Origin of the sequence: Bordetella sp. H567 (genome assembly GCF_001704295.1) — a bacterium.
Taxonomy (GTDB): Bacteria; Pseudomonadota; Gammaproteobacteria; order Burkholderiales; family Burkholderiaceae_B; genus Bordetella_C.
In genome coordinates, this window is record NZ_CP012334.1 from 425,429 (window position 1) to 441,483 (window position 16,055).

Annotated in this window: 18 protein-coding genes, 1 tRNA gene and 1 pseudogene; 7 read left to right on the forward strand and 13 right to left on the reverse strand. The window is 64.9% G+C overall.

Annotated features, from left to right (window positions below):
• Positions 1-9: 9 nt before the first annotated feature.
• Entirely contained in the window at positions 10-279 is a 270-nt protein-coding gene (locus tag AKI39_RS01855) for a hypothetical protein (protein ID WP_066631902.1), read from the reverse strand.
• A gap of 167 nt (positions 280-446) precedes the next feature.
• Between AKI39_RS01855 and AKI39_RS01860 the strand changes: the two genes are divergently transcribed.
• Positions 447-695, forward strand: a complete 249-nt coding sequence (locus AKI39_RS01860) for a hypothetical protein (RefSeq protein ID WP_066631904.1) — start codon at positions 447-449, stop codon at positions 693-695.
• On the opposite strand, the gene AKI39_RS01865 is transcribed toward AKI39_RS01860, so the two are convergent.
• Positions 687-896, reverse strand: a complete 210-nt coding sequence (locus AKI39_RS01865; protein WP_066631906.1) for a hypothetical protein — start codon at positions 894-896, stop codon at positions 687-689. The two genes, AKI39_RS01860 and AKI39_RS01865, sit on opposite strands and share 9 nt — an antisense overlap.
• A 212-nt stretch (positions 897-1,108) precedes the next feature.
• Between AKI39_RS01865 and AKI39_RS01870 the strand changes: the two genes are divergently transcribed.
• Genes AKI39_RS01870 through AKI39_RS01880 form a run of 3 tightly spaced genes read left to right on the forward strand, consistent with a single transcriptional unit; the run spans position 1,109 to position 3,439 of the window.
• Complete coding sequence (locus AKI39_RS01870) at positions 1,109-1,759, forward strand: CDP-alcohol phosphatidyltransferase family protein (RefSeq protein WP_066631909.1); 651 nt, start codon at positions 1,109-1,111, stop codon at positions 1,757-1,759.
• A complete protein-coding gene (locus AKI39_RS01875) occupies positions 1,756-2,721 on the forward strand; it encodes a phosphatidate cytidylyltransferase (protein ID WP_066631911.1) in 966 nt (321 codons plus the stop codon). Before AKI39_RS01870 ends, AKI39_RS01875 begins: the two co-directional genes overlap by 4 nt.
• A gap of 40 nt (positions 2,722-2,761) precedes the next feature.
• Entirely contained in the window at positions 2,762-3,439 is a 678-nt protein-coding gene (locus AKI39_RS01880) for a lysophospholipid acyltransferase family protein (RefSeq protein WP_201258543.1), read from the forward strand.
• A gap of 83 nt (positions 3,440-3,522) precedes the next feature.
• On the opposite strand, the gene AKI39_RS01885 is transcribed toward AKI39_RS01880, so the two are convergent.
• From AKI39_RS01885 to AKI39_RS01900, 4 genes and pseudogenes are all read right to left on the reverse strand, one after another.
• The gene (locus AKI39_RS01885; RefSeq protein WP_066631915.1) at positions 3,523-3,972 is read right to left on the reverse strand and encodes a helix-turn-helix domain-containing protein; all 450 of its coding nucleotides are present in this window, start codon (positions 3,970-3,972) and stop codon (positions 3,523-3,525) included.
• On the reverse strand, positions 3,960-4,241 hold the full coding sequence (locus AKI39_RS01890; protein WP_066631919.1) for a type II toxin-antitoxin system HigB family toxin: 282 nt from the start codon (positions 4,239-4,241) through the stop codon (positions 3,960-3,962). The genes AKI39_RS01885 and AKI39_RS01890 overlap by 13 nt, the downstream gene beginning before the upstream one ends.
• A 112-nt stretch (positions 4,242-4,353) precedes the next feature.
• A pseudogene (locus AKI39_RS01895) lies at positions 4,354-4,806 on the reverse strand (IS66 family transposase); the annotation flags it as partial.
• A 183-nt stretch (positions 4,807-4,989) separates the two neighbouring features.
• Positions 4,990-5,074 (reverse strand) — tRNA-Leu (locus AKI39_RS01900).
• A gap of 208 nt (positions 5,075-5,282) precedes the next feature.
• Between AKI39_RS01900 and htpG the strand changes: the two genes are divergently transcribed.
• The gene (gene htpG / locus AKI39_RS01905; protein WP_066631921.1) at positions 5,283-7,190 is read left to right on the forward strand and encodes a molecular chaperone HtpG; all 1,908 of its coding nucleotides are present in this window, start codon (positions 5,283-5,285) and stop codon (positions 7,188-7,190) included.
• Between the two features lie 202 nt (positions 7,191-7,392).
• On the opposite strand, the gene AKI39_RS01910 is transcribed toward htpG, so the two are convergent.
• From AKI39_RS01910 to AKI39_RS01925, 4 genes are all read right to left on the reverse strand, one after another.
• Positions 7,393-8,700, reverse strand: a complete 1,308-nt coding sequence (locus AKI39_RS01910; RefSeq protein WP_066631923.1) for an MFS transporter — start codon at positions 8,698-8,700, stop codon at positions 7,393-7,395.
• A 145-nt stretch (positions 8,701-8,845) separates the two neighbouring features.
• Positions 8,846-9,994 (reverse strand): galactonate dehydratase, encoded by a 1,149-nt coding sequence (gene dgoD, locus AKI39_RS01915; protein ID WP_066631924.1) that lies wholly within the window; start codon positions 9,992-9,994, stop codon positions 8,846-8,848.
• Complete coding sequence (locus AKI39_RS01920) at positions 9,991-10,662, reverse strand: 2-dehydro-3-deoxy-6-phosphogalactonate aldolase (protein WP_066631925.1); 672 nt, start codon at positions 10,660-10,662, stop codon at positions 9,991-9,993. The genes dgoD and AKI39_RS01920 overlap by 4 nt, the downstream gene beginning before the upstream one ends.
• 19 nt (positions 10,663-10,681) lie before the next feature.
• Positions 10,682-11,674 carry a 2-dehydro-3-deoxygalactonokinase gene (locus tag AKI39_RS01925; RefSeq protein ID WP_066631926.1) on the reverse strand — a complete coding sequence of 331 codons (993 nt, stop codon included), beginning with the start codon at positions 11,672-11,674 and terminating at the stop codon, positions 10,682-10,684.
• A 264-nt stretch (positions 11,675-11,938) separates the two neighbouring features.
• Between AKI39_RS01925 and AKI39_RS01930 the strand changes: the two genes are divergently transcribed.
• Positions 11,939-12,796: an IclR family transcriptional regulator gene (locus tag AKI39_RS01930; RefSeq protein ID WP_066631927.1), complete on the forward strand. Its 858-nt coding sequence runs from the start codon at positions 11,939-11,941 to the stop codon at positions 12,794-12,796.
• Here the strand turns inward: AKI39_RS01930 and ampD are convergent.
• Genes ampD through AKI39_RS01945 form a run of 3 tightly spaced genes read right to left on the reverse strand, consistent with a single transcriptional unit; the run spans position 12,754 to position 14,460 of the window.
• Positions 12,754-13,332, reverse strand: coding sequence for a 1,6-anhydro-N-acetylmuramyl-L-alanine amidase AmpD (gene ampD, locus AKI39_RS01935; protein WP_066631928.1), 579 nt, complete (start codon positions 13,330-13,332; stop codon positions 12,754-12,756). The genes AKI39_RS01930 and ampD overlap by 43 nt on opposite strands.
• 20 nt (positions 13,333-13,352) lie before the next feature.
• Positions 13,353-13,616 (reverse strand): PP0621 family protein, encoded by a 264-nt coding sequence (locus AKI39_RS25685; protein ID WP_066631929.1) that lies wholly within the window; start codon positions 13,614-13,616, stop codon positions 13,353-13,355.
• A 1-nt stretch (position 13,617) separates the two neighbouring features.
• Entirely contained in the window at positions 13,618-14,460 is an 843-nt protein-coding gene (locus AKI39_RS01945) for a cytochrome C assembly family protein (RefSeq protein ID WP_066631930.1), read from the reverse strand.
• Positions 14,461-14,590: 130 nt separating this feature from the next.
• Here AKI39_RS01945 and ffh point away from each other — a divergent pair, with 130 nt between their 5' ends.
• Positions 14,591-16,003, forward strand: a complete 1,413-nt coding sequence (gene ffh / locus AKI39_RS01950; RefSeq protein ID WP_066631931.1) for a signal recognition particle protein — start codon at positions 14,591-14,593, stop codon at positions 16,001-16,003.
• Positions 16,004-16,055 lie beyond the last annotated feature (52 nt).

The following is a 16,055-nucleotide window of genomic DNA, read 5'->3' on the forward strand; positions in this document are numbered from 1 at the left end:
GGCACAAGGTCATCCCAATTGCTGTACGAGTCGCGCCTCGACCGCCCGCTTCAAGCGCGCCAAGGTTTCCGGGGAACTGGGGTCTTCCACGTCTATCAAGACCTCGGTCCAGCTGTCCACAGGTTTCGCGCCGAGCTGCTGGAAATAGGGAGAGTTGGAATCGATGGCCCAGACGGGGGTGCTGTTGCCGTCATCGACGCGGTCCTTGATGGCGCCCACGTACTTGACCTGCCGGAAATCGCCGGTCGGGATCTGGTGTTCCGAAATTATTCGCTGCATGGTGCTCTCCAAACGGTGTGGGGCGGTTCAAGCCGACCCCTATGTGCCCTGCGGCCGAGGCAAGCGTTATACCTGGTGCGCCAACCAGAGCTGATGCATCGGCCCTCGAAGCGTGCGCCATAACGCCTGTATCCACGTAGTATGAACGAAGTTGAAGCGAGGCGATCATGTCCAAACATGCAATACCCGCCGATCGGTTTGTTACCGAGGTCAATCGGCGCCTGAAGAACATGCCGGGCTATCGGGAAGGCCTTGCCGTTTTCCTGACGCCGGAGGGCGCCTCCGCCACGCGCGCCACGGGGTATGGCTGGACCTTTCCGGACGATCCCGCCAGCGAGGGCGCCGTCAAAATGGCCATCGACCAGGTCCAGCAGACTTTCGAGGTATACCCGCCACTGCGATCGCCCTCAGGGTGAAGCGGGGTCGAGACGGAAGGCGCCGACCAGGGTCACGAGCCGCGCGGCCTGGGCGTTCAGGCTGTCAGCCGCGGCGGCCGACTCTTCCACGAGCGCGGCGTTGCTCTGGGTTACCTGGTCCAATTGGGTGACGGCCCCCCGGCCTTGGTCGCCGGCACGCGCAGCCTCCACGGCGGCATTCAGCGCGAGGATATACGCCAATGTGACCCGATTCCCGTGATTAGTCCGGAAACGATATAGGGCCAAGATGGCTATCGATCGGGTCGATCAGAGTGTTGAATTTATCCGCCACTGCGGCCGCCTTCACGTTGAATATCGTTGATGCACGTGTCGATCGAATTGCAGTTTCGCGCGCCGCATGGATGTCACCCCAGCTAGAATCGCCCCATTTTCAAGACATGCCGGGGAAGGGGATGGCCAGCATCTACGATCTGAAGCCCAGGTTCCAGCAGTTGCTGGATTGGCCGACGCGCAAGCTTTATCAGGCTGGCGTGACGGCCAATCAGGTCACTTTGGCCGCGGCGGTGGCCTCGTTGGCCCTTGGCGCCTGCGTGGCCTTCGTGCTGGCAGGCGCGGCGGGGAGCACACGGGTGACGGCGATCTGGCTGGCCTTGCCGGTATTCCTGTTCCTGCGCATGGCGCTCAATGCCATCGACGGCATGATGGCGCGCCGTTATCAGATGCAAAGCGCGCTGGGGGCGCTGCTGAATGAAGCGGGCGACGTGGTGTCCGATGCCGCGCTCTATTTGCCCTTCGCCTTGCTGCCCGGCGTGAGCGGCGGCTGGGTTGTCACCTTGGTGCTGCTGGCCGCCTTGAGTGAAATGGTGGGCGTACTGGGCCAGACCATAGGCGGCGGCCGCCGCTACGATGGCCCCTTGGGCAAGAGCGACCGCGCCTTCCTGTTCGGCCTTATCGGTCTGCTGCTGGGCCTGGATGTGCCCTACGCGGCCTGGTTCACGCCCGTGATGATCCTGGCCAACGCGTTGTTGCTGGTGACGATCTGGAATCGGGGCCGCCATGCGTTGCGGGTCGCATGCAGCCCGGACGCGGAGACCTTGCCATGAGGGCGTGGTTTTCCAGCGGTGTCTTTCCCGCTTCGCAGTTGCCGCTTTATTACGCCTTCGGCGGCGTGCTGGTACTGCTGATCGTGGCCAGCGTGGTTTCGCTGGCCATGAAGCGCGCCCGCCCCGGCAAAAACTATACGGAATTGCGTCAGCGCGTGCGTACCTGGTGGTGGATCGCGGCCATCTTCGGCGTAGCGCTGTGCCTGCATCCCAAGGGCGCCATTATCCTGATGGCGGTCGTCAGCTTCCTGGCCTTCAAGGAATATCTGTCGCTGCTGGCGACGCGGCGAGCCGATCACGTGGTGCTGCTGTGGGCCTATCTGGCCATTCCCCTTCAGTATTTTTGGGTCTGGCAGGATTGGTACGGCATGTTCATCATTTTCATTCCGGTTTACCTGTTTCTCTTCCTGCCGATGCGGATGGCCATGGTCGGAGAGACGCGCGGATTCCTGCATGCGGCGGGCACCCTGCACTGGGGCATGATGACCACGGTGTTCAGCCTCAGCCACATCGCCTTCCTGGTCAACCTGCCCGATTTGCATGGTCCCCGTCCGCTCACCGGCGGCATGTACGTGTTCTATCTGCTGCTGCTGACGCAACTGAATGACGTGGCGCAATACATCTGGGGCAAGTGCCTCGGCCGCCACAAGGTGATCCCCAAGGTCAGTCCCAACAAGACGGTGGAAGGACTGGTCGGCGGGGTGTTGACCACCACGCTGCTGGCCTGGCTGCTGGCGCCGTGGTTCACGCCGTTCACGCCCATTCAGGCCGTGCTGGTGGGCCTGATGATAGGCGTGGCGGGATTCATCGGCGATGTGGTGATGTCCGCCGTCAAGCGCGACATCGGCGTCAAGGACGCCAGCAGCATGCTGCCGGGCCACGGCGGCATCCTGGATCGCCTGGATTCGCTCAGCTATACCGCGCCGCTGTTCTTCCACGTGTTGTACTACCTGCACTATTGAAGCGGACGGGGCGATGACGCGCTGGCAACGATTCCTGCGCATGGCTTTCGCCGTCCTGGTGGCGTGGCCGGTCGTGCGTCTATGGCTGGGCGTGAACGTCCGGCACCGCGAACGGCTGCCGCTGCGCGGGCCCGCCATCGTGGCGGCCAATCACAACAGTCATCTGGATATCTGCACCCTGTTGTCCCTGTTCCCGCTGGCGCGGGTGCCCGACGTGCAGCCCGCGGCGGCGGCGGACTATTTCATGAAAGGCGGCGCGCTGACCTGGATCGCGCGCAACCTGGTGGGCATCGTGCCCGTGGTGCGCGGCGGTATGGCCACCGGCAACGGCGAGCCGCGCGATCCGCTGGAGGGCTGCTACGAGGCCCTGGAGCGGGGCGCCATCCTGGTGATCTTCCCGGAAGGCACGCGGGGCGAGCCTGAGCGCATGCAGGTCCTGAAAGCCGGGATCGCCCGCCTGGCCCGGCGTTTTCCGGACGTGCCGGTGGTACCCCTGTACATGCATGGCCTGGGCAAGGCGATGCCCAAGGGGTCTTTCATCCCGTTGCCGGTTTTCGTGGATATCTTCGTGGGTCGGGCGTTGTCGTGGCGCGGCGATGCGGCGGACAACAAGGCGCGATTCATGCAGACCCTGAGCGACTGTTTTGCCAAGCTCAGGCTGAAGGCGCGTCCGATAAGCGGCGAGGCGCATCCAGAGGATGGCCCACCGTACGCATGACTGCTCCTGCGTATCGCGAATATGGTTCTACCGGTGGACGACGGTTTCGCGTCCGAAATTTGATGCGATAGGGTGTCGACCACTCAGTCTGCGCCGCTACGCTCGATGAAGGCATCCGCACCAACATGGAAGCGCGATACCAAGGCGGCAATCTGCCGGGTATTGAATGACCTACGGCCCGCCAGAATCTCGGAGATCACACTTTGACTTCCCACCTCAGGCAGGTCGGACTGAGTTAGCCCGTGCTGATCCATCAAGAAGCGCAGCACATCCCGCGGTGATGAGGCCGGTATGGAATGGTGATCAGCCTCGTACTCATGCACCGCCGCGGTCAACAGATCCAGTAGGTCCGCAAGCGGATGCGCAGCGTCCTCACGCGCCGGCGTGTCGCGGGTTTCATCCAGAATCGCTTCAATCAGCGTCAAGGCGCGGTCGTAGTCCGTCTCATTGCGGATCGCCCCCACGCCCGCTACAGCACGAAACTCTCCATAGCTGCGCGCCACTTCGGCCAGGTCCGGGATCACGGCTTCCATGAGTCGTACTCCTTGTGCGTAAAAACGTGTTTGATAAAGACGGTCTGCGATCTGAAGACCACATCGGCAACGATGCGGTATTTGTTCCCGCCGACGTCGAAAACTACATAGCCCTTCACCCAGTCGACTGTATTGAACACCGATTTAAGCGCCGAGAAATCGGTTGCTTCCGCATGTTGTACCGTAGTGTGCCAATGAAGCAACGCGTTGGCAGAGCCCGGGTGAACGGCCCAGAACGCACGTAGTGACCGTTTGGAAATGATGTGCATAAGCGATATTATCGCAAACACAAATAATTATAGCAAGACCAGATGTCGAAATTGACGCAGTAGAGGCGTAAGCACTCGCCCGGTACCGTCTTGACGGGTACGGACGCGTTGCTTAGAGCTCGACGTTCCAGGGCAACAAGTCGGCGACCCGGTTGATCGGATAGTCGCCGATCACCGAGAGCACATGGCGCAGATAGGCCTCGGCATTATTGCCGCTGAGCTTGGCCGTTTCCATGAGGCTGTACATGGTGGCCGCACGCTCGCCGCCGCGTTCCGATCCGAGGAACAGATAATTCTTGCGGCCAAGGGCGACGCCACGCAGAGACCGTTCTGCTGCCGAGTTATCGATCTCGACTTCGCCATCATCGAGGTAACGCGTCAATGCCCGCCACTGGTTCAGGGCATAACGGATAGCGTCGGCAGTCACTGACTTGCGCGACAGCGTGGGCAGCTGCGCTGCCAGCCATTCCTGCAATGCGGCGACGATGGGTGCGGCGCATTTCTGGCGGACCAGGCGCCGCTGGTCGGGAGGACTTCCCTAGATGTCCGCCTCTACGCGATACAGCTCGGTGGGCTTGCCCTGTCTGTCCGGACACGATTCCACATGGCGTTTCCGGCAGCCGTGGCAGGGCACGCCCAGAACGCACATAGCCGTCAAGCCACCTGACCACGATTTTGAGGAAGTTCGCCGGTGCGGGGCTTATATTGAGAATCTTCCAAATGCCTGCGCTTTCAGAAGTTTTTGTGATGGTGCCCGGGGCCGGAATCGAACCGGCACGCCTTGCGGCGGGGGATTTTGAGTCCCCTGCGTCTACCAATTTCACCACCCGGGCAGGTCGTGCGCAGGCGTCTGTACGGGTGCGGCCGGGTCCCGGGAGGGAACGGACGACCAAGACGCTGCGTGGCGGAAGGCCCGCATTATAGCCCACTTGAAAACCTTCCCGCCGCCCCCATATCCCAGCCCATCGGCGGCGCAGCGCTTGCCGATCCGGCCCGGCGGCTCGACCGCCATCCCACCAACGCAGACACCAAGATTTCGACATGAGCGAAACCGCATCCCAATCCGCATCGGAAACCCTGGGCTTCCAGGCAGAGGTCAAGCAGCTGCTGCACCTCATGATCCATTCCCTGTACAGCAACAAGGAAATCTTCCTGCGCGAGCTGGTCTCGAACGCCTCCGATGCCTGCGATAAGCTGCGCTTCGAGGCGATCGACAACCCATCGTTGATGGAAGGCGATACCGAACTGGGTATCCGGGTGGACTACGACAAGGCCGCCCGCACGGTCACCATCTCGGACAACGGCATCGGCCTGTCGCGCGAGGAAGCCGTCGCCAACCTGGGCACCATCGCCCGTTCCGGCACCCGCGAGTTCTTTTCCAAGCTGACCGGCGACAAGCAGAAGGACGCCCAGCTGATCGGTCAGTTCGGCGTCGGCTTCTATTCGTCCTTCATCGTGGCGGACAAGGTCACCGTGGTCAGCCGCCGTGCCGGTGCGCCCGCGGACCATGCGGTGCGCTGGGAGTCGGATGGCCAGGGTGAATTCACCATCGCCCAGGTGGAAAAGTCCGGCCGCGGCACCGATGTGACGCTGCACCTGCGCGCCGACGAGGACGAACTGCTCAGCAGCTGGAAGCTGCGGGAAATACTGCGCCACTATTCCGACCACATCTCCCTGCCCATCCGCATGGCCAAGGAAGAATGGGATGCGGAAAAGGGCGAGCAGGTCCGCAAGGATGAACTGGAGACGGTCAACCAGGCCAACGCCCTGTGGACCCGTTCCCGGAACGACATCACCGAAGAGCAATACCGCGAGTTCTATAAGCACGTCGCGCACGACTACGACGATCCGCTCGCCTGGACGCACAACCGCGTGGAAGGCCGCAGCGAATATACACAGCTGCTGTACATCCCCAAGCACGCCCCCATGGATATGTGGGACCGCGACGCGCGCCGCGGCGTGAAGCTGTACGTCAAGCGCGTGTTCATCATGGACGACGCCGAACAGCTGCTGCCGATGTACCTGCGCTTCGTGCGCGGCGTGATCGACTCGGCCGACCTACCGCTGAACGTATCGCGTGAAATCCTGCAGGAAAGCCGCGACGTGCGGGCCATCCGCGAAGGGTCCGCCAAGCGTGTGTTGTCGCTGCTGGAAGACCTGGCGGAAAACCGCAAGGACGACTACGCGGTGTTCTGGGAAGAGTTCGGCAAGGTGCTGAAGGAAGGCACCGGCGAAGACACCGCCAACCAGGAACGCATCGCCAAGCTGCTGCGCTTCGCCTCCACGCATAACGAAGACGGCGCGCAGAATGTCTCCTTTGCCGACTATGTGTCGCGCATGAAGGAAGGCCAGGACAAAATCTATTACGTCACGGCTGAAACCTATGCCGGGGCCCGCAACAGCCCCCATCTGGAGATTTTCCGCAAAAAAGGCATCGAGGTGCTGCTGCTGTCCGATCGCGTGGACGAGTGGATGCTGTCGTATCTGCGCGAGTTCGACGGCAAGTCGCTGGTTTCGGTGGCCAAGGGCGGCCTGGACCTGGACGCGCTGGCGGACGAGGAAGAAAAGAAGCGCCAGGCCGAAGTGCAGGAATCCTTCAAGCCGCTGGTCGAACGCCTGAAGACCGCGCTGGGCGACAAGGTGGCCGACGTGCGCGTGACGCTGCGGTTGGTCGATTCGCCGGCCTGCATCGTGGTGGGCCAGAACGAGCTCAGCCCGAATATGCTGCGCATGCTGAAGGCGGCGGGTCAGGAAGCGCCGGCGGTCAAGCCCACGCTGGAAATCAATCCGGAGCACGGACTGGTGGAACGCGTGCGCGATGCGGCTGACGCGGATTTCGACAACTGGGCCCAACTGCTGCTGGACCAGGCCATGCTGGCCGAAGGCGCGCAGCTGGCGGATCCCGCGGCCTTCGTGAAGCGGATGAATGCCTTGCTGCTGAAGGCATAAGGCGCGGCGCGCGCCTCCCGGCGTCGCGCTGCTCGAAGTCCGGGTTGGACTTCTTGTACAGCGGGATGTCGTGGAACGTGACGGGGATTCCGGCATGTATGGGGTGGATAGCCTATGGGCGATCCACCCTTTTTACTGAAGGCTGAACGCGGCGTGACGGATGCGCTAAACGATTTATTCCCGCCATCCGCGCATTGCCGCCTCACATCTCGATGCGCTCCACCTTGCCCACCAGCAGGATGTAGGAAAGCGCGCCCAGCAGCGCGAGCGAGGCCACATACACGATGGCCGGCGCGAAGTTGTTCTGCGTCACCAGGTAGCCGATGACGATGGGCGTGCAGATCGACGACAGGTTGCCCACGAAGTTGAACACGCCGCCGGTCAGGCCCAGCAGCCGCACGGGGGCCAGCGTGGACACCAGCGACCACGTGATGGAGGCCAGCCCATTGCCGAAGAAGGCCAGCGCCAGGAAGAAGATGACCCAGGCGGTGGAGTCGGTGTAGTTGGCCCCTATCATGGACGTGGAAATCAGCAGGCCCAGGATGATGGGCAGCTTGCGCGCCATGCCCACCGAGGCGCCGCGGCGGATCAGCCAGTCCGAGAGCACGCCGGAGCACAGCACGCCGATGAACGCGGCCAGGAAAGGTACGGACGCCAGGAAACCCGACTTGATGAAGTCCATGCCGCGGTACTTCACCAGGTACGTGGGGAACCAGGTCAGGAAGAACCACAGCGTCGAGGTCAGACAGAACTGGCCCAGGTAGACGCCCCACAGCTTGCGGCGCGACATGACCAGGCCCAGGTCGGCCCAGGCGAAGGGCGCTTTCTTTTCGGTGACCCGGCGTTCCAGGTCGACCACGCCGCCGCCCTGGCGGATGAGTTCGATCTCGGTCTCGTTGGCACCGCGGAATTCCCGGGGTTCCCGGTAGACGAGGAACCACAGCACGCCCCAGACGATGCCCAGCAAACCGGTCGTAATGAAGACCATGTGCCAGCCGTAGCGGTGCTGCAGCCAGGCCAGGACGGGCGTCAGGAACGCCAGCCCGACGAATTGGCCCGAGGTATAGAAGCCGATGGCCGTCGCGCGCTCGCGTTCCGGAAACCACGTCGTGACGACGCGGTTGTTGATGGGATAGGCCGGCGCTTCCAGCGCGCCGACGGCCAGGCGCAGCACGAACAACGCCACAAAGCTGCTGGCGAAGCCCATGAAGAAGGTAGCGGCGGACCATAGGATCAGCGCGATGGCGTAGAGCAGGCGCGGGGCCACGCGGTCGACCAGCCAGCCGCCGGGGATCTGCATGGCTGCGTAGGTCCAGCCGAAGGCCGACAGGATCAAGCCTTCATGCACGGTGTCCAGGCCGAACTCGTCTTTCAGCGCCGGCGCGGCGATCGAAAGGTTGCTGCGGTCCAGGTAATTGATCACCACGGTAATGAACAACATCACCATGATCAGGTAGCGGCTGCGAGTGGCTTGTGCGCCGGGCAAGGCGCCGGTGTATGCGGTCTGCACGGGTGGTCTCCTTGTTGTTGTCCTTGGGCTCGATGGTCCCGCTGAGCGCGCGGTACGCGCGCGGCGGGCATATCCTCTCGTTATCGCGGTACGGCGGGTCGCGCGATCATGGGCCTCGTACGGCGCCCCACACGCGGGCGCCCGCCTACCATTCAGCGAAGCTGCCGTCCTGGTGGCGCCACACCGGGTTGCGCCAGCGGTGTCCCACCGCGGCCCGCTCCTTGACGTATTCCTCGTTTACCTCGATGCCCAGGCCGGGGCCTTGGGGGATCGCGACCATGCCGTCGCGATAGGCGAAGACTTCACGGTTGCTGACATAGTCCAGCAGGTCGTTGGCGGCGTTGTAATGGATGCCCAGGCTCTGTTCCTGGATGAAGGCGTTGTAGCAGCCCGCGTCGATCTGCAGGCAGGCTGCAAGGGCAATGGGGCCCAGCGGGCAGTGCAGCGCCAGCGCGACGTCATAGGTCTCGGCCATCGCGGCGATCTTGCGCGTTTCGGTGATGCCGCCGGCATGGGAGGGATCGGGCTGGATGATGTCCACGTAGCCTTCGGACAGGATGCGCTTGAAATCCCAACGCGAGTACAGCCGTTCGCCCAGCGCGATCGGCGTGGACGACAGCGGGGCCAATTCCTTCAGGGCTTCGGCGTGTTCGCTGAGCACCGGTTCTTCGATGAACATCAGCTTGTAGGGCTCCAGCTCCTTGATCAAGACCTTCGCCATGGGCTTGTGCACGCGCCCGTGGAAGTCCACGCCGATGCCCACGTCGGGCCCCACCGCATCGCGCACCGCGGCAACGTTTTCCAGGCACTTGCGCACCTTGTCGTGCGAGTCGATGTACTGCAGTTCTTCCGTGCCATTCATCTTGACCGCGGTGAAGCCGCGCTCGACGGCGGCCTTGGCCGCGGCCGCGGTATCCGCGGGGCGGTCGCCGCCGATCCAGGAATACACGCGTATGCGGTCGCGCACGTTGCCGCCCAGTAGCTGGGATACCGGCACGCCCAGGGCCCGGCCCTTGATATCCCATAGGGCCTGGTCGATGCCCGCCAGCGCGCTCATGTGGATCGCGCCGCCACGATAGAAGCCGCCGCGGTACAGCACGGTCCAGTGGTCTTCGATATTGCGCGGATCCTTGCCGACCAGGTAGTCGGACAATTCCTCGACCGCCGCGGCGACGCTGTGCGCGCGGCCTTCCACGACGGGTTCGCCCCAGCCGGCGACGCCTTCGTCGGTCTCTATTTTCAGGAAGCACCAGCGCGGCGGAACGATGTAGGTGGTGAGCTTGGTGATTTTCATGCTTGCTGTCCGGTTTGGGGATAGGCCTTGCGCCACGCCGCCACGAAGTCGCGCGCGTTGGCGGCGACGTCCGAGGCCGTCATGCCGGGTTTGTACAGGGCGGAGCCCAGGCCGAAGCCGCTTGCGCCGGCCTGCGCGTATTCCGCGATGCGCGCCGGCGTGATGCCGCCCACGGGCACCAGCGGGACTTCATTCGGAATGACCGCGCGCCAGGCCTTCACCACCGCCGGTCCCAGCTGTTCGGCGGGGAACATCTTCAATACGTCCGCGCCCGCCGCCAGGGCGGCGAAGGCTTCCGTGGGCGTGGCCACGCCGGGGCAGCAGGCCATGAGGGCGGACTTTGCCGCGCGGATCACGTGCGGGTCGCTGTGCGGCATGACGACGATCTCGCCCCCCGCCTTGACGATCTCCGGGCAGATGGCCGGATCCAGGACCGTGCCGGCGCCGATCATGCAGTCCAGCGGCGAGGCCTGCCGCAACTCGCGGATGCTGGCCAGGGGTTCTGGCGAATTCAGCGGGACCTCGATGATGCGGAAGCCCGCCTGGTAGAGCGCGTCGCCGACGGCTTCGGCCTCGGCGGGCTTGATGCCGCGCAGGATGGCGATCAGGCCGCATTGGGTCATCGCGCTCTGCAAGGGCGTTTGTGCGGTGGGGGAAAGGGGAGGCATGGCGGTTCCTCGTTGCGGTTCAGGTTGGTGCGGCCAGGCCGGCCGATACGGCCAGGCGCCACAGGCCGCGTGGCGCCGCCTGTCCGGCCAGGGAAGGCGCCGCCAGGCCGAAACGCGGCAGGGCGCTCGCATAGCGGCGGCATAAATCCTCGTCGCCGCAGAGGGCGATGCGCGACGGCATGCCGCGCGCTTGCAGCAGCGTACGCAAGGCGTCGATTTCGTGTCCGATCAACAGGCCGGACAGGTAATCCGGCTGGGCCGTCGGGGCCAGCTGGCCCGTCAGGCCCAGCGCACGCGTGCTGAAAATGGTGGAGAGCACGCCACCGCGGCCCAGCGCCGAGCCCGCGACGTCAAGGCCGCGCTGGAGGGCATCGTCGTCGGGCGCGGCGGGATCGGCCATGGTGCGGCCCAGGATGGTGTGCGCGCGCAAGGCGGCATAGACCTCGCCCGTCATGAAGGTATCGAATTCGACGATGCGGCCGCCGCGTACGCGCACCCACTTGCAGTGGGTGCCGGGCAGGCCGACCAACAGGTCGTCCTGCACGTCGGGAAGGCTGTCGATCACGCCGATGACCTGCGTTTCTTCGCCGCGGATCACGTTGGGCAGCCCCTGGCGCTGCAGCAGGCCGGGAATGATATGCAGCGTGGCGCCGCGCCGCGTATCCACGTCGGTCAGGCGCGCACCGATGTCGCGCGGATCGGCGGGAAGGTCCAGATAGGCCGCCTCGGCCCAGCCTTGGGCGCTGCCCACCATGCCGCAGGCGATCACCGGCAGCCCCGGCGTGGCGCGCAGCCAGTCGCCGCAGGCCTGTTCGAAGGCCAGCTCGAAGCCGGACGCCGGCGCCGCAGAGGCCGGGCCGTCCGCGGGCGCCGAGGGCAGCCGCATGATGCCCCATGGCAGCTGGCGGGCGTCCAGGACGGCGCCGCCGGCGTCCATGCGATAGGCGCGCAATGACGATGTGCCCCAATCGAGGGCGATGAGGGCTGGGGTGGGCGGCGCGTCGGCATTCATGGAAGCCTGTCCTTGTGTGTGGGTTCTTGCCTGTCTCCGCGGGGAATTCTAGTACCCATGCCAAATTTGCTCAAAATATAGACTCCAGTCCCACATATAGGGATAAACTGCAGGCCGAATGTGAGGGCCACAGCAAGGCGCGTGCGCCCCGGGCGCAGCGGATGCCGGCGCCCACGGCTGGGTGGTCCTGCCGTGATGGGTGCGGCGAGCCTGCAGTTGGCCGTGGTGGCGTCGCGCTGGAATACACGGAGGGTAGCGGTGGGGATGGAATCGACGGAACAAGGCCTGCCGCCCGGCGCGGCGCCGGACGGGCAGACCCCTGGCACGCAGACCTTGATGCGCGGGCTGGCCGTCGTCCACGCGGTGGCGGAAGGCGCGCGCGACCTGCGCGCCATCTGTGCGCGCATCCAGGTCGCCCGCAGCACGACCCATCGGCTGGCCAGCTGCCTGGTGCAAGAGCGCTACCTGCGGATCCTCCCCGGCTATGGCTATACGCTGGGGCCGCGCTTGATCGAACTGGGCTTCCAGGCGCGCGAGGAAATCCCGCTGGCCACCCTGGCCCGGCCCTATCTGGACGAACTGGCACGCATCAGCGGCGATACCATCCACCTGGCCGTGCGCGACGGCGCCGAGGCGCTCTACCTGGAAAAAATCCCCGGCAAGAAAGGGCTGGAGATGCGCTCGCGCGTGGGGCACCGCATGCCGCTGGCCGTCACGGGCGTGGGCAAGGCCCTGCTGCTGGACGGCGACGAAGCCGAATGGCTGGCGATGCTGCGCGCCGGTTCACCCGTTTCCCCCAAGGCGGCGGGCAATTCCCAGCCGGAAGAACGGTTCCTGGCGCGCATGCACGACTACGCGCGCTCCGGCTATGCCTTCGACCTGGAAGACAACGAGCCCTCCATACGCTGCGTGGCCGCGCCGGTGCGCGACGCCGCCCGTGCCATCGTCGCGGCGGTCAGCGTCTCCAGCACGATTCCCTACATGCCCATGGAGCGTATGCGCGAAATGATTCCGGCCGTGCAGTCGGCCGCGCAGCGGATTTCGAGCGAATTGGGATGGCGTCCGCCGGAGGCGGCCGGCTACCCCGCCGGAAGCGCGCGCCTGGAGAAGCCGCAAAGGTGACCGAACCTGGCCCATTCGAACGCGGGGCCGGGATCCGTCTTGCGCAGCGGCGCGATATCGGAATGGCCGCGCACCGCCCGCAAGGGATAGCGCGCGCTTAGCGCGGGGGCTAGGCGGGCCAGCGCCGCATATTGCGCGTCGGTATAGGGCAGGACATCCGTGCCTTCGAGCTCGATGCCGATCGAAAAATCATTGCAGCGCTCGCGGCCGTCGAAACGCGACACGCCGGCATGCCAGGCGCGGCGGTCCGTGCTGACGAACTGCACGATCGCGCCGTCGCGCCGCACGAAGAAATGCGCGGACACCCTCAGGCCACGCAGGCACTCCAGCCAGGGATGTGCGCCGTGGTCCAGGGTGTTCAGGAACAGGCCATGGACGTGCGGGCCGCCGAATTCGCCGGGCGGCAGGCTGATGTTATGGATGACGAGCAGCGATATCGTGGTGCCCTGGGGCCGGTCGTCGCAGTTGGGCGAGGGCGCGTGCGTGACGTTGCGGTCGGGTTTCAACCATCCGTGCCGGTCCAGGTGCAGGGCCATTCGCTAGCGTGTCCTTTCGATCAAGATTTTTCCCCCAGCCGCGCATGCTCCTGGCTGCACCAGGTACGGCCGCCGATCAAGGCGGCTTCGGAGCGGGGCAGGTGGATGCCGCAGTGCGCGCAGCGCACCATTTGTTCGGCCGGCACCGGCCGCGGGGCGGCCCGGCCGCGGGGTTTTTGCGTCGCATTGGCGGCCTGCCCATTGCGGGCCTTGGCGCGCGCGACGATGCGCGCGATGGTCAGCGCGACCAGCACGGCGATGATCCAGAAAAGCAGCTTGCCCACTTCAACTCCGATGCAGCAGAACTTCCAGCACGAAACGGCTGCCGGTATACGCCAGCAGCAGCAGCGCAAAACCCGACAGCGTCCATCGCAGCGCCACACGGCCGCGCCAGCCCTTCAAATAGCGGCCCAGCAGTAGCACGCCGAAGGTCAGCCAGGACAGCAGCGTGAAGACGGTCTTGTGGTCGAACGGCAGCATGCGTTGAGTCAGCATATACGACGCCACGGACCCGGTGATGACGGTCAGCGTCAGCACCGCGAAGCCGACGGAGATAATGCGGAACAGCAGGCGCTCCTGCATGAGCAGGGGCGGCTGCACGTCCAGCACCTTGCCCATCAGGCTGGCGCCTTGACCCTCTTCCACGGGACGGTGCAGATGGCGGTCGAGCAGGGCCATCAACATCGCCTGCACGGCCGCGACGGTCATCAGCCCGTAGGCCATCAGCGCGATCACCAGATGGACCCGCAGCCACGAACTGTTTGCGTGCGGCACGACCTGGCCTTGCGGAAAGGCGCCCGCCAGCGCGCAGACGAAGGCCGCCGCGGGCAGCAGCAGGAGCAGCAGGCCGTCGATGCGCACCACCAGGCTCTCCAGCCAGAAAATCACCATGCCCAGCCAGATCGCCGCCGACATCGCCAGCGCCCAGCCGATGAAAAGATAGGGGCCACCCAGCACGGATTGGTAAAGCGCCACGCCCTGCAGGAACAGGGCGCCGGTCAGGCAGGTGCGGGCGACCCGCCCCGCATGCTGGATACCGTCCGTGCTTGCCAGCCGCCGCCAAAGGGACACGGCGAGCACCGCGTACGCCAGCGCGGCGACCGCGTGAAATACAATGCCTGATGACATAGGAACCGTTGTTGTTCTCGATGGGGCCCGCGCGCGGGTCGATCCGGCCGGTTGCCGGTACTGCGCGCGCCGGCGCGATAGCGCTGAGCCGGCCCCTGCCAGCCGACTAGTTTAAGCGGAAACGCATCTCATGCTCGATAACCTTACTCAACGCCTGTCGCGTGTCGTCAAGACCCTGCGCGGGGAAGCACGCCTGACCGAAGCCAACACCCAGGAGATGCTGCGCGAAGTGCGCATGGCCCTGCTGGAGGCCGACGTGGCGCTGCCAGTAGTGCGCGATTTCGTGGCCCGGGTCAGGGAAAAGGCGCTGGGCGAAGAAGTCGCCAACAGCCTCAGCCCAGGGCAGGCGCTGGTCGGCATCGTCCACAAGGAATTGACCGCGCTGATGGGCGGTGACCTGGGGGCGGAGGCTGGCGAACTCTCGCTCGCGGTGCAACCGCCCGCGGTCATCCTCATGGCCGGCCTGCAGGGCGCCGGTAAAACCACCACCACCGGCAAGCTGGCGCGCTGGCTGGCCGAGGGCAATCACGTCCAGAACGGCCGCAAGACCGGCAAAAAGAAAGTCGCCGTGGTCAGCGCGGACGTCTACCGGCCCGCCGCCATCGAGCAGTTGAAAACCGTCGCCGGGCAGGTGGGCGTCGATTTCCTGCCTTCGGATCCCAGCCAGAAGCCGGAAGACATCGCCCGCAACGCGGTGGACCACGCCCGCCGCTATCACTACGACGTGCTGATCGTCGATACGGCCGGCCGCCTGGGCGTGGACGAAGCCATGATGCGCGAAATCCGCGCGCTGTACGACCTGGTCAAGCCCGTTGAAACGCTGTTCGTCGTCGACGCCATGCAGGGCCAGGATGCGGTCAACACCGCGCGCGCCTTTGCCGACGCGCTGCCGCTCACAGGCGTTGTGCTGACCAAGCTGGACGGCGACGCCCGCGGCGGGGCCGCCCTGTCGGTGCGCCATGTGACGGGCAAGCCGCTGAAATTCGTCGGTGTATCGGAAAAACTGGACGGGCTGGAGGCCTTCTATCCCGACCGCATGGCGCAGCGCGTCCTGGGCATGGGCGACATCGTCTCCCTGGTCGAGCAGGCGCAGCGCAATATCGATATTGCCGAAGCCCAGAAACTGGCGACCAAGCTCAAATCGGGTAATAAATTCGATTTGAATGACTTTCGCGAGCAACTCGGGCAGGTCAAGAAAATGGGCGATATGAGCGCGCTGCTGGAAAAGCTGCCCGCCCAGTTTCAGCAAGCGGCCGGTCAACTGCAAAACGGGCAGGCCGACAAGCAGTTGCGCCGTACGGAAGGGATACTCAGCTCCATGACGCCGGCAGAGCGCGCCAAGCCCGAGCTCATCAAGGCCTCGCGCAAGCGTCGTATCGCCGCGGGCGCCGGCGTTCCGGTTCAGGAAGTCAACCGCCTGCTTTCCCAGTTCGAGCAGATGCAGGGGATGATGAAGCAGATGAAGAAGGGCGGCATGGCCAAGATGATGCGTGCCATGGGCGGCCTGAAAGGCCTGGGCCGTTTCGGCGGCGGCATGCGCTGAGCCTTACGGTTCGACGGCAAAAAAAACGGCCAGGGCGACCCTGGCCGATGTG